Below are 12,841 nucleotides of genomic sequence, written 5' to 3'. Positions count from 1 at the left end.
TGAAGAACACGACCATGACCACCATCCGCTGCTCCTGGGCCAATCCGGCCAATCCTCGCTATCTCGATTACCACGATACGGAGTGGGGCGTGCCCTGCCACGATGAGCGCCGGCTGTTCGAGATGCTGAACCTGGAAGGCGCGCAGGCGGGCCTGAGCTGGGAAACCATCCTCAACAAGCGCGACACCTACCGCGCCGCGTTTGATCACTGGGATGCGGAAAAGATCGCCGCGTATGGCCCGGAGAAGGTGGCGCAGCTGCTGCTCGACCCCGGCATCGTGCGCAACCGCCTGAAGGTGGCGGCGGCCATCACGAATGCGCAAGCCTACCTGCGCCTGCGCGCGGAAGGGCAGACCCTGGACAGCTTCCTGTGGGCGTATGTCGATGGCCAGCCTATCGTCAATAGCTGGCAGCCCGGCGCCTTTCCCGCCAAGACGGCCTTGTCAGACAAATTATCGAAGGACTTGCTCAAGCGGGGCTTCAAGTTCGTCGGCTCGACCATCATTTACGCCTACATGCAGGGCATCGGCATGGTCAACGACCATGCGCCGACCTGCTTTTGCCGTGCGGGGCATTGATGCGCCGCGCGCTGGTCTTGCTCGACACGGATTTTGACGGCGCCCGCTTGCGTGCCGTCTGCGCGGCGCATGGCGGTCGCCGTCTGCATTACATCGCGCTGGCGCCGCGTCCCGTCGATGCCCGCCACTTACCCGAGCAGTGGCGCGCGCAGTGGCCGCTTTGCGTGCCGGGCCTGCATCGCATGGTCTCACACGATGGCCTCGTCACACTCGATCTGCTGATCGGCGAACCCGATGCCTGCCTGGCGCAATTGTCGGCGCGAGTCGATGAAGTGCACCTGGCCTGGGTGCCGGCAGCCACGCCGGTGCTGGCGCGCCTGATGATGGACGGCGCCCGCCTGCAAGCCGTGCACCTGGACGAGGCGCAGCGCACGGAATTGCAAAAAAATGGCTTTGTTTTTGACGAGAGCCGATTGCGCGCCGTGTTTTATGCGCGGCGCGGAGAGCACGCGGCCATCACCGCGCCCGAGCGGCGCGCCATCGTCATCGGCGCGGGCGTGGCCGGTGCGGCCGCCTGCGAACGGCTGGCCGCGCGCGGCTGGAAGGTGACCTTGGTCGAGCGCCACGCGCAGCCGGCCGGCGAAGCGTCGGGCAACCTGGCCGGCATCTTCATGCCGCTGATGTCGAAGGACGACAATATCGCCACGCGCCTGGTGCGCGCCGCCTACCTGTACTCGCTGAGCCGCTGGAAAGACCTGGGCGGCATCGGCGCCGCCATCGAGGGTGTACAGAGCGGCGTGCTGCATCTGGCGCGCGACGGCGCGCATGCGCAGGTGCAGCGGCAAATCGCCGCCAGTGGCCTGTATCCGCGCGAATTCGCCCGCTGGCTGGAAGCACCCGAGGCGACCGCCATGCTGGGCGCGCCGGCACCCGATGGCGCCTGGTGGTTCGAGCAGGGCGGCTGGGCGCGCCCGTCTTCCGTTTGCGCGGCGATGCTGGACGCCTGCGGCGCCTTGCTCACGCGGCGCTTTTCCAGCAGCGCCCTGCGCCTGGAGCGCGGCGATGAGGAATGGCTGGTGCGCGATGCGGACGGTGCCCTGATCGCGGCGGCACCCACCGTCATCCTGGCGGCAGGCACGGGTGCCGTGGATTTCGAACAGGCGGCCGGCCTGCCGCTGGACGCCGTGCGCGGCCAGGTCACGCACCTGGCCGAAGGCAGCTTGCCCTCGTTGCCGTTCGTCGTCTGCCGCGAAGCCTACATGACGCCGGCGCACCAGGGTGTCGTGTGCGTGGGCGCGACCTATGATGCCGATGCAGACAGCAGCCTGCGCGTGGCCAGCCAGCACGAAAATATCGCGAAGATCGCCGACATCCTTGGCGTGACTCCGTTCGAGGCGCCGCTGGCCGGGCGCACGGGCTTTCGCTGCATGGCGCCGGACCGCCTGCCGCTGGCGGGCGCCTTGCCCGACCCGGGCGTGCCGGGCCGCTGCGAGCGCTTGCGCGACGTGCCGCGCTGGCCTGGCCTGTTTGGCTTGCTCGGTTACGCCTCGCGCGGCCTGATCTGGGCGCCGCTGGCGGCCGAGCTGCTGGCTTGCCAGCTGGAGGGCGAGCCGCTGCCGCTGGAATCGTCGCTTGCCGCCGCGTTGGATCCTGCGCGTTTCTTGTTGCGCGAGCGCCGCCGGAACGCCTGAAAAAGTCCATGGCGTTGTTGTCCTGCCTCGCCGTACATTCGTACTGTCTTCGGCACTCCGCCTAGCCCTGGGCATTTTCAGACGCTCCATGCCGCAATATCCTCCATATACGTTTTTCAGCTTTCCAAACTCTTTTTAATTTGTTTTCCGAACAACATAAGTTCGCTACAGTGGACTCGTGCTGGTTTTTGACGACGGAATAAAGAGGTGGACTGATGGCTGCTGCAGAACTGATTTTCGATCCCCGCGCCGCTCACGGCGAGGCGGCTTTTGACGAAGTACTCCATCTCGCGCGCGCCCAGGCGCAGGCCCAGGGCTTGCCGTATGCGGGCATCGTCAGCGCGCAGGATGCATGGCAGCTGGTGCAGGCTGGCAAAGCCGCACTGGTCGACGTGCGCACCAACGAGGAACGCACTTTCGTCGGCTACGTGCCGGCCTCGCTGCATGTGGCGTGGGCGACCGGCACGTCCATGAACCGCAATCCCCGCTTTGTGCGCGAACTGGAAGCGAAAGTGGGTGGCAAGGATGCCGTCGTGGTGCTGCTGTGCCGCAGCGGCAAGCGCTCGGCCGCGGCCGCCGAAGCGGCCGCCAAGGCCGGTTTCACGCACGTCTTCAATATCGCGCAAGGCTTCGAGGGCGATCTCGACGAGCAGCAGCAGCGTGGCCACAGCGGCGGCTGGCGCTGGCATGCGCTGCCTTGGCTGCAAGATTAACTCTGTTCCCGGGACCACCATGAATCAGCGAGCCCTTCCCCCCGCCTCCCTTGCCGCGCAGCCGCAGTGGGAGCTGCGCCAGATCGTCGATGAATTGCGCGCCGTGCGTGCGCAGTGGCGCGAAGGATTGGCCAGCAATCAAGAGTGTGGCGCGCGCGAATTCCCGTCGCGCCAGCATTTGCGCGACATCGTCGGCGCCCTGTGCGCGGCCCTGTTTCCCATGCGCCTCGGGCCCCTCGACCTGCAGCAGGAGAGCGAGGATTTCTTTGTCGGCCACACGCTCGACACGACCTTGACGGGCCTGCACGAACAGGTGCGGCGCGAACTCAGTTACCACGCGCGACAGCACGGCTTGCAGCAGACGGTCTCCATCGAACAGCAGGCACTGGCCATCGTGCAGCGCTTCGCCCGCGCGCTGCCGCGCATCCGCGCCCAGCTCGACACGGACGTGGCGGCCGCCTTCCATGGCGACCCGGCCGCGCACAGCGTCGATGAAGTGCTGCTGTGCTACCCGGGCATCCTGGCCATCATCCACTACCGCCTGGCGCACACCTTGTATGCACTGGGCGCGCCGCTGGTGGCGCGCATCATCGCCGAAGTGGCCCATTCGCAGACGGGCATCGACATCCATCCGGGCGCCATCATCGGCAGCAGCTTTTTCATCGACCATGGCACGGGCGTGGTGATCGGCGAGACGGCCATCATCGGCGAGCGCGTGCGCATCTACCAGGCCGTCACCCTGGGCGCCAAGCGCTTTCCTGCCGGCGCCGACGGCGTGCTGAAAAAGGGCCTGGCGCGCCATCCCATCGTGCAGGACGACGTGGTCATCTACGCGGGCGCGACGATCCTGGGACGGGTGACCATCGGCCAGGGCTCCGTCATCGGCGGCAATGTCTGGCTGACCCGCAGCGTGGCGCCCGGCAGCCATGTCACGCAAGCGCACAACCAGCAGGAAGCAGCGGATTCTCCGGCGCCATCCCACCCCGCTTTTGCCCACCACCCATGAGGACAGCATGTTGATCAAACAGTTTGGACTGGCCGTGCGCCAGTTGCGCGAAGGGCATGGCTGGTCGCAGGAGCGGCTGGCCGAAGCGGCCGACTTGAACCGCTCGTTCATCGGCGAAATAGAGCGGGGCGCCGCCACGCCGTCGCTGCTGACGGTGGAAAAACTGGCCGGCGCGCTGGGCATCGGCCTGGCGGGATTGATGGCGCGCTGTGAACCGGAGCTGGTGGATTAAAACGCCGCGTTGATGGCGATAGCATGTTGAGAAGACTGGGGAGACGTCCGATACTTTATTCGTTTTTCAGATAAGCATATTCACTTTTCTCATCAGGAGTAGTCATGGCAGAAGCAACAGAGAGCCAGTTCGCGCTGGGCGATAACGCCGCGCGCCAGCTGGCCAATGCAAGCAAGAGCGTCCCCCAGTTATCCACGATCACGCCGCGCTGGCTCGTGCACCTGCTGCAATGGCTGCCCGTGGAAGCGGGTATCTACCGCCTGAACCGCGTGAAAAACCCGAAGGATGTGCGCGTGGCCTGCTCACAGCGTGACGAGTCGGAACTGCCGCAAACTTTCGTCGACTACGATGACCAGCCGCGCGAATATTTTCTCAATGCCGTCAGCACGGTGCTCGACGTGCACACGCGCGTGTCGGACCTGTACAGCAGCCCGCACGACCAGATCAAGGAGCAGCTGCGCCTGACCATCGAGACGATCAAGGAGCGCCAGGAAAGCGAATTGATCAACAATCCCGATTACGGCCTGCTGGCCAGCGTGCACGACGACCAGCGCATCTTTACCCTGACGGGCGCGCCCACGCCGGACGACCTCGACGAACTGCTGACGAAAGTGTGGAAGGAGCCGGGCTTTTTCCTGGCGCACCCGCTGGCCATTGCCGCCTTCGGCCGTGAATGCACGCGCCGCGGCGTGCCGCCACCGACCGTCAGCCTGTTCGGTTCGCAGTTTTTGACGTGGCGCGGCGTGCCGCTGGTGCCGTCCGACAAACTGCCCATCGAAGACGGCAAGACGAAAATCATCCTGCTGCGCGCGGGCGAACAGCGGCAAGGTGTGATCGGCCTGTTCCAGCCTGGCCTGGCGGGCGAACAAAGCCCGGGCCTGTCCGTGCGTTTCATGGGCATCAACCGCCACGCGATTTCGTCCTACCTGATTTCGCTGTATTGCTCGCTGGCCGTGCTGACCGACGATGCGCTGGCCGTACTGGAAGACGTGGAGATCGGTAAATACCATGACTACCCAGACACCTACAAGTGATGGCGCGGCGGGCTTGCCTGCCGTCCCGTTTTTACCCGATGAAGCGACCCTGAACCGGCTGGCGGGCGAGTTTTTCGCGCGTTTGCCGGGGTTGCCCCCTGCGTTGGACAAGTCTCCCAGTCTCGGTGGCTCCGGCAGCGTGCTCGATGCGGCGCCCCGCTATGCGAACCGTCCGCCGCCACAACCCGGCCCTTCCTTCGCCGCCATCGCCCCCGGCGTGGCGACGGCGCAAGTGCCGCCCGTGACGGCGCCTCTGGAGTCGCCGATTGCACCGGCGCCTGCCTCCGTGCCGACGCCACGCCTGTCGGCCCTGAGTGCGCCGTCGCCCTACTATTTTGTCGGCGGCGCACATGGTTATCCCGTGTCGAACGGCAAGCTCGACGGCCTGGCGCAGCAGGGGCTGGGACAGGGGCCGGTGGCCCCCGATGATTTGCGGGGACTGTTTGCCACGCCGCAGCGCTCACCTGCGCAGCAACTGCCCGTGGCGCCGGCTAACAGCCCGCCCGCGTTCTATTTCCAGACCGAGCTGCCCTCCGCGACGAAGCCGGGTCACCACCAGACGCCGGCGCCGTTCGACGTGCACGCCGCGCGGCGCGATTTTCCCGTGCTGGCCGAACGGGTCAACGGCAAGCCGCTGGCCTGGTTCGACAATGCGGCCACCACGCACAAGCCGCAGTCGGTGATCGACCGGGTGTCGTATTTCTATGCGCACGAGAATTCGAACATCCACCGCGCCGCCCACGCGCTGGCGGCGCGCGCCAGCGATGCGTACGAGGCGGCGCGCGCCAAGGTGGCGAACTTCCTCGGCGCTGCGTCGGCCAATGAAATCATCTTCGTGCGTGGCGCAACCGAGGGCATCAACCTGGTCGCCAATACCTTTGGCCGCAAGTACATCGGCAGCGGCGACGAGATCATCGTCTCGCAGCTCGAGCACCACGCCAATATCGTGCCGTGGCAGCAGCTGGCGGCGGAAAAGGGCGCGACCCTGCGCGTGATTCCCGTCGACGACAGCGGCCAGATACTGCTCGATGAATTCCGCAAGCTGCTCAACGGGCGTACCAAGCTGGTGTCCGTGACGCAGGTGTCGAATGCATTGGGCACTGTGACGCCCGTGGCGCAGATCATCGCGCTGGCGCATGCGGCCGGCGTGCGCGTGCTGGTCGATGGGGCGCAAGCCGTGTCGCACCTGCGCGTGGACGTGCAGGCGCTGGGCGCCGATTTTTATGTCTTCTCGGGGCATAAAGTGTTCGGCCCGACGGGCATCGGCGCCGTGTATGGCAAGGCGGACTTGCTGGAGCAACTGCCGCCATGGCAGGGTGGCGGTAATATGATCGCCGACGTCACGTTCGAGCGCACCGTCTACCAGGGCGTGCCGAACCGTTTCGAGGCGGGTACGGGCAATATCGCCGATGCCGTGGGCCTGGGCGCGGCCATCGATTACGTGCAGCGCATCGGCCTGGAAAACATCGCCGCCTACGAGCACGCGCTGCTGGAATACGCGACGCACCAGCTGCAAGCCATACCTGGCGTGCGCCTGATCGGCACGGCGTTTGAAAAGGCCAGCGTGGCTTCGTTCGTGCTGGCCGGCTACGAGCCAGCGGAAGTGGGGCGCGCCCTGAACGACGAGGGCATCGCCGTGCGCTCGGGCCACCACTGCGCCCAGCCGATTTTGCGCCGCTTCGGCGTGGAGGCGACCGTGCGACCCTCGTTCGCCTTCTACAATACGTATGAGGAAATCGACCGCATGATCGTCGTGGTCAAACGCCTGGCGGGCGCGCGCCGCTGACGCCAAGCTGTTTCCGGTTCAATGCCGTCCTTGCGCAAGCGGGGGCGGCATTGTTGCGTCAGATCACGGACTTTGCGCGCGGCTGGCTGGCGTGCGCATGCTGGCGGTATAATTTATCCTTGGCAATATTCAAGCTGCGGCCCCAAGGAGATATCCGGTGGAAGATCAACACAGCTCGCCCGAGCTTTTCCTGTTCCTGGCGTCGACCGTGCACGACATGAAAAACTCGATCAGCGTGGTCAGCGGCACCCTGGAGTCGCTGCTGGCGGCCGAGCAGGCCAAGCCCGCGCCCGAGGCCGACCCCGCCTACCTGCAAATGGCGCAGATGCTGTACCAGACCAAGCGCCTCAACGATAACCTGATCCAGCTGCTGGCCCTGTACAAGGAAGTGGGCAAGCCCGGCTATCCGTTCGACGTGCAGCCGCAACTGGTGAGCCAGGTGATCGACCAGGTGGTGGACCAGGAAAAGATCCTGCTGGCTTCGAAAGGCATCCGCCTGGAGACGGCCTGTCCGCCGGAGCTGATCTGGACCCTCGATGAAGACCTGGTCATGGGCGTGCTCGCGCATGCCATCAACAACGCCATCCGCTACACGAAGGACACGATCCGCCTGTCGGTGCGCCAGGTTGACACGATGCTGGAGCTGCGCGTGGAAGACAATGGCGACGGCTACTCGCAGGCGCTGCTCGACGCGGGCAGCGCGGCCATGGATGGCATGGCGGCCGGCGTGAATTTTTCCACCAACAGCACGGGCCTGGGCCTGTATTTTTCCAGCGAAGTGGCGAAGATGCACAAGCACCGGGGCAGCAGCGGCAGCATCGCCCTGGAAAATGGCGGCGCGCTGGGCGGCGGCTGTTTCCTCCTGCGCCTGCCCTGAACGAGGATGCCATGACGACAGACAGCCACGCCACCGCCGCCGAAGCGGGCAGTACCGACTGGGCCGACAAGCATTATCTGCTGGTCGACGATTTCATCGGCATCCGCATCCTGCTGCGCGAATCCCTGCGCAACCTGGGCGCGCGCCATATCGACCAGGCGGCCAGCGGCGGCGAAGCCATGAAGCTGCTGGCCAAGACGCGCTACGACGTGGTGCTGTGCGATTACAACCTGGGCGAAGGCAAGAATGGCCAGCAAGTGCTGGAAGAGACGCGCGTGCGCAACCTGACGGCGCCATCGAGCGTGTGGCTGATGGTGTCGGCCGAGAAAAGCGTGGAATCCGTGATGGGAGCGGCCGAGCACCAGCCCGACGCCTACCTGATCAAACCGATTACGGAAGGCGTGCTGCTGACGCGGCTGAACCGCGTGTGGCACAAGAAGCAGGTATTCCGCGAAATCGACCAGGCCTGCATGGAAAAGGATTATTTGCGCGCGGCCAAATTGTGCGATGCGCAGATCGAGGTCAACAAGTTGCACGAGCTGGAACTGCTGCGCATGAAGGCCAGTTTGCTGCTGAAAAGCGGTGAGCCGGAAAAGGCCCGCGCCGTGTACGAGAAAGTGCTGGCCGAGCGCGATTACAGCTGGGCCAAGGCGGGCCTGGGCAAGATCCGCATGAATAACGGCGAGCACGAGGCGGCGCGGCAGATATTCCAGGGCGTGATCGTCGAGAACAAATATTACATCGACGCCTATGACCAGATGGCCATCGCCTATCAGCTGATGGGCCAGCACGAGGAAGCCTGTGGCGTGCTGGAAAAGGCGGCGCGCCTGTCGCCCAATTCCGTGCCGCGCCAGCGCAACCTGGGGCTGGCGGCCTTGAAGGTCGGCAATGTCAGCATGGCGGAAAAGGCCTTTCGCAAGTGTATTTCCATCGGCGAGTTTTCCGTCATGAAGACGCCCGACGCCTACCTGGGACTGGCGCGCGTATGCGGCCTGAAGAAGGATGCCAAGGAAGCGCTGCAATGGCTGCTGCTGGCGCAGCGCGAATTCTCGCCCGAGCAAATCGGTTGGCGCGCGAAGATCACGGAAGGCATGGTGCACCATGAAACGGGCGACTACCGGCGCGCGCGCAAGTGCGGCGACGAGCTCGAAGCCATGCTGCTTGAAGACCCTGCGCGGCCCGAGAAGGCCATCTGCATGGAACTGGCCACCTTGCTGTTCGCCGTCGGCGTCAAGGATGCGCCGGCCGGCCTGCTGAGCTACGTGGTGAAGAACAACCACGACAACCAGGTGGTGCAGGACGAGGTGCAAAAGATTTTCGACAAGGCGAAGATGGGCGACGAAGGCACGAGCCTGATCATCGCCTCGCGCAAGGAAGCGTCGGACTTGATGAACAAGGGCGTGCTGCTGTGGAAGACGGACAAGCTCAACGAAGCGGTCGCCTGGATGCGCGCGGCGCGTGTAAAACTGCCGAACAACCTGCGCATCCTGTTCAATTCCGCGCAAATCATTGTGTCGTTCCTGGAGCAGCGCGGCTACCAGGCGGAATTGGCGGCCGAAGCCATGGAAGTGTTGTTATATGTAGACAAAATTGCACCAGGGCAGCAGCGCTTCGCGCAATTGATGGAGCAACTGGTGCAACTGACACCGCCGCCCGGGCCGGAAGAGGCCATCGTGGCGCCGGAAAATGCGCCGCCGGTAGTGGAAAAAGGGGGAAAAGCCATGCGTGAGCGTGCCGGATGATAAACTAGGGGCCAGTGTGGGTTCGCCTGCGCTTGAGTTGCTTTACAACAATAAGGAAGAAACTATGCGTGATGTGGTCAATGAAGTGTACAAAAAAATGAAAGTCGGCAGTATTGCCTGGGTACGCCCGGTCGCCGCCAAGGGAGACACGCTGGAAACATTCCAGTCTTCGTACGAGCACGCCAAGGCGCTGGCCGACGAAGGCCTGATCACGATCGGTGACGTAAAACGCCAGGCCGACAACATGATCGAGGCGATCCGCATTCATCGTATCGCCTGATCATATTGCCGGCTTGAAACATCAGGCCTTGCCTGGTGCTTTAGCCTTGGGCGCTGCGCGTTTCGCGGGTGCCTTGCGCAGCGGGGCCTTGGCCTTGGCTGCCGTGCCTGCCTCGGCAGGTTTGGCGGGCTTGCTGGCCGCTGGCTTGGTTTTGCTCACGCTGCCAAAGTTGGCCCCTGCCGCACTGCCGGCGTCGGGCGACATGGCCGTCGATACGGCCTGCTTGAACTGATCTTGTAACAAATTCCACCAGGCACTTGGATTGGCCAGCTGGGCTGCCGCCTGGCTGTCGGCATCGCTGGGCGCCGCTGCGGCGGGTTCCGGTGCAGGTGCAGGTGCCGGTTTCGGTGCAGGCGCTGGCGCCGCAGGTGCGGCTTGTTGGAAAAACGCGGAAGCGTAGGGCACCGATTCAAACACGGTTTTCTCGCTGGCGCCCGGTTGCGTGATGGCCGCCGCCAGTGACGCACCCATCGATTTCAGGGTGGCGATGGTGCCGCGCTGCACTTCCAGCGCCTGGATACTGCCGCGCAGCATGCTGATATTGAGGTTCAGCCAGGCTTCGACGGCTTTCAAGTCGCTGATTTTTTTGTCCAGCTCTTCCACCGACATGGTGGGCGCCGTGATGCCAGGCATGCCCATGCCGGGCACGCTCATGCTGCCCCACAGGTTTTTGACGAAGTCGAGCGTATCGGTCACAACTGCTGCGCCCGGCATTTGGGGCATTTGCGGGTTTGCCATGCGAAATCTCCTGGTAGATGGATAGGCTTAGCGTAGCAGATATCGGCTTGCAACTGACGCAATGCCGCCAACATTTTCTTACATAAAACATTAAGAGTTGAGCACAGGCAAGAAGCGGGAAGCGGGGCGGAGGCGTTACACTACGGCCTATGATGCCTGACTCCTTCTTTTCGCACCCGCGCCGCCGTACCGTCATCTTTGTCGCGGTCATAGGCGCACTGCATTACGGCGCGCTGGAATGGCTCACCTCGCGTGCCAGCATGGTGCCGCTGGGGCAGGATCATGCGCAGATGGTCAGCATGGCGTTGATCGCCGAGCCGCCCAGGCCGCTGCCAGTGGTGCCGCCTCCGCCGCCGCCCGAGCTCCCCATGCCCAAACCCAGGCCGCCGCCACCGCCGCCGCCGACGGAACTGGCCTCGAGCGAAACGCCCCAGTTGACGGCGCCTGCCAGCGACGTGCCGGAAGGCCCGGCCACCTCCGAACCGGCCCCGGTGGCTGCCCCGGCCATCACGGCGCCGGCGCCGGCCGTGGCAGCTGCGCCCGCGCCGGCCAGCGCAGCGCCGCCACCACCGCCCGTCGAGCAGGCGCGGCACTACAAGACGAATGCGCCCGCCTCGGCCCAGTTCGACTTGCATGTGGACCGGCGCGATGCGGACGGCACCAAGTGGCAGGGCGTGGCCGCGATGGCGTGGGAAAACCGGGGCGACACGTATCAGCTGAAGCTGGAAGTGGGCTTGAGCATGCTGATCACGCGTATCAACCTGCTGGTGCTGAACAGCGAGGGCGTGATCGATGGCAGCGGTATCGTACCCGTCACGGCCACGGAGAAGCGCAAGGGCCGCGCGCAAACGGCCACGCATTTCAACCGCGACGCCAAGGCCATCACGTTTTCAGCCACGACGGCCACGGTGCCATGGCAGGAAGGGGCGCAAGACAAGGCCACCGTGCCGTTCCAGCTGGCCGCCATCGGCCGCGCCGACGTCAACCAGCTGGCGGGCAATATCGACATTCTCGTCGGCGAGGAAAAGGAAGCGACCGTATTCCGCTTCCAGCTGGTGGGCGAGGAAGAATTGGATACCAAAATGGGGCGCCTGGTGACCTGGCATTTGCGCCGGCCGCCGAAGCCCGGCACGTATTCGTCGCAGCTTGATATCTGGCTGGCGCCGTCCATGCAATGGTATCCGGTACAAATACGCAATACCGAAGCGAACGGGGCGCTGACCACGCAAACCGTGACCAAGATATCCGTAAATGCTGCACCGACATCACAGGAAAATAAATGACTACTTTGACTACTTTGAAACGCGTCCTGGCTGCCAGCCTGCTGGCTGCCACCCTGACGCCCGCCATGGCGGCAGACGAGCCCGTGGACCATCCCGTCATCAAACGCCCATACAAGCTGGCGCCATCGGCAGACCTCGTCTATTCGATCAAGGCCAAACAGCGCGGCATTGCGCTGTCCGGAGAATCGGTCAGCAACTGGCGCGCCGGCGACGGCAAGTATTCGCTGCTGGCTGAAACCAAGGCAGCCCTGTTCGGCAAGATCCTCGAGCAGCGCAGCGAAGGCATGGTCGACGATTACGGCCTGGCGCCAGCACAATTCGTGGAAAAGCGTTTCCGCAAGGAAGCGGCCACGACCACGTTCAAGCGCGACAGCAAGACCATCGTCTTCAGTGAAGGCGATGACAGCTATCCGCTGAAAGGCGGCGAGCAAGACCGCAACAGCACCGTCTGGCAACTGGTCAGCGTGGCGCGCGCCACGCCCGAGAAATTCACGCCCGGCTCGGAATGGAGTTTCTTCGTTGCCGGCCGCCACGATGCCGAACCGTGGACCTTCAAGGTCCTCAAGCAGGAGACCGTCGCCACCGGCCAGGGTTTGGTGGAGGCCTTGCACCTGGTCAAGGCGCCGCCGCCGGACAAGAAGGGCCAGCAAGTGGACCTGTGGCTGGCGCCGTCGCTGGAATGGTATCCCGTGAAGGTGACGTTCGCCGATGAAGATGGTGATTATGTCGAGCAAACCTTGCAGAAGATCGTCAAGAAGTAAGTATTCACTAATGCTTCAGGGGCAGGCATGCCGTGTTTGGTCCCCCATTTCGTCATCCTGGCCCGGCACGGCGCGCCGGTCGTGTTGCGCCGTGTCCGCACCTCCCCCTCCCACGCGCTAAATTGCATGTCAGAACTGATATACTGACGCCCCCGCCCCGCAGCGCCGCGTTAGCCCGCT

At 64.4% G+C, this 12,841-nt stretch carries 13 protein-coding genes; 12 read left to right on the top strand and 1 reads right to left on the bottom strand.

Annotated elements, in window-relative coordinates; translation table 11 throughout:
- Nucleotides 1–14 precede the first annotated feature (14 nt).
- From ACQ4WY_RS13740 to ACQ4WY_RS13695, 10 genes are all read left to right on the top strand, one after another.
- Nucleotides 15–578, top strand: coding sequence for a DNA-3-methyladenine glycosylase I (locus ACQ4WY_RS13740; RefSeq protein WP_436504604.1), 564 nt, complete (start codon nucleotides 15–17; stop codon nucleotides 576–578).
- The gene (gene mnmC1, locus ACQ4WY_RS13735; RefSeq protein ID WP_436504603.1) at nucleotides 578–2,209 is read left to right on the top strand and encodes an FAD-dependent 5-carboxymethylaminomethyl-2-thiouridine(34) oxidoreductase MnmC1; all 1,632 of its coding nucleotides are present in this window, start codon (nucleotides 578–580) and stop codon (nucleotides 2,207–2,209) included. The genes ACQ4WY_RS13740 and mnmC1 overlap by 1 nt, the downstream gene beginning before the upstream one ends.
- A 215-nt stretch (nucleotides 2,210–2,424) precedes the next feature.
- Nucleotides 2,425–2,922, top strand: coding sequence for a rhodanese-like domain-containing protein (locus ACQ4WY_RS13730; RefSeq protein WP_436504602.1), 498 nt, complete (start codon nucleotides 2,425–2,427; stop codon nucleotides 2,920–2,922).
- 19 nt (nucleotides 2,923–2,941) lie between these two features.
- The gene (gene epsC, locus ACQ4WY_RS13725) at nucleotides 2,942–3,928 is read left to right on the top strand and encodes a serine O-acetyltransferase EpsC (RefSeq protein WP_436504601.1); all 987 of its coding nucleotides are present in this window, start codon (nucleotides 2,942–2,944) and stop codon (nucleotides 3,926–3,928) included.
- Nucleotides 3,929–3,935: 7 nt separating this feature from the next.
- Entirely contained in the window at nucleotides 3,936–4,160 is a 225-nt protein-coding gene (locus ACQ4WY_RS13720; RefSeq protein WP_034784364.1) for a helix-turn-helix domain-containing protein, read from the top strand.
- A 104-nt stretch (nucleotides 4,161–4,264) separates the two neighbouring features.
- Complete coding sequence (locus tag ACQ4WY_RS13715) at nucleotides 4,265–5,194, top strand: family 2A encapsulin nanocompartment shell protein (protein WP_034753448.1); 930 nt, start codon at nucleotides 4,265–4,267, stop codon at nucleotides 5,192–5,194.
- The gene (locus ACQ4WY_RS13710; RefSeq protein WP_436504600.1) at nucleotides 5,169–6,980 is read left to right on the top strand and encodes a family 2A encapsulin nanocompartment cargo protein cysteine desulfurase; all 1,812 of its coding nucleotides are present in this window, start codon (nucleotides 5,169–5,171) and stop codon (nucleotides 6,978–6,980) included. The genes ACQ4WY_RS13715 and ACQ4WY_RS13710 overlap by 26 nt, the downstream gene beginning before the upstream one ends.
- 157 nt (nucleotides 6,981–7,137) lie before the next feature.
- Nucleotides 7,138–7,857, top strand: a complete 720-nt coding sequence (locus tag ACQ4WY_RS13705; protein ID WP_436504599.1) for a sensor histidine kinase — start codon at nucleotides 7,138–7,140, stop codon at nucleotides 7,855–7,857.
- An 11-nt stretch (nucleotides 7,858–7,868) separates the two neighbouring features.
- Nucleotides 7,869–9,599: a response regulator gene (locus ACQ4WY_RS13700; protein WP_436504598.1), complete on the top strand. Its 1,731-nt coding sequence runs from the start codon at nucleotides 7,869–7,871 to the stop codon at nucleotides 9,597–9,599.
- The gene (locus ACQ4WY_RS13695) at nucleotides 9,583–9,879 is read left to right on the top strand and encodes a hypothetical protein (RefSeq protein ID WP_226939630.1); all 297 of its coding nucleotides are present in this window, start codon (nucleotides 9,583–9,585) and stop codon (nucleotides 9,877–9,879) included. The genes ACQ4WY_RS13700 and ACQ4WY_RS13695 overlap by 17 nt, the downstream gene beginning before the upstream one ends.
- A 21-nt stretch (nucleotides 9,880–9,900) precedes the next feature.
- Here the strand turns inward: ACQ4WY_RS13695 and ACQ4WY_RS13690 are convergent, their stop codons facing one another.
- On the bottom strand, nucleotides 9,901–10,617 hold the full coding sequence (locus ACQ4WY_RS13690) for a PhaM family polyhydroxyalkanoate granule multifunctional regulatory protein (protein ID WP_436504597.1): 717 nt from the start codon (nucleotides 10,615–10,617) through the stop codon (nucleotides 9,901–9,903).
- 149 nt (nucleotides 10,618–10,766) lie between these two features.
- Here ACQ4WY_RS13690 and ACQ4WY_RS13685 point away from each other — a divergent pair, with 149 nt between their 5' ends.
- A complete protein-coding gene (locus tag ACQ4WY_RS13685; RefSeq protein WP_436504596.1) occupies nucleotides 10,767–11,900 on the top strand; it encodes a DUF3108 domain-containing protein in 1,134 nt (377 codons plus the stop codon).
- Nucleotides 11,897–12,661: a DUF3108 domain-containing protein gene (locus tag ACQ4WY_RS13680; RefSeq protein WP_436504595.1), complete on the top strand. Its 765-nt coding sequence runs from the start codon at nucleotides 11,897–11,899 to the stop codon at nucleotides 12,659–12,661. The genes ACQ4WY_RS13685 and ACQ4WY_RS13680 overlap by 4 nt, the downstream gene beginning before the upstream one ends.
- Nucleotides 12,662–12,841: the final 180 nt, after the last annotated feature.

The organism is Janthinobacterium salmonicoloratum, assembly GCF_051380845.1.
Lineage (GTDB): Bacteria > Pseudomonadota > Gammaproteobacteria > Burkholderiales > Burkholderiaceae_D > Janthinobacterium > Janthinobacterium lividum_F.
The sequence above is the reverse complement of the archived record's forward strand: the minus strand, read 5'-3'. Positions and strand labels throughout refer to the sequence as shown.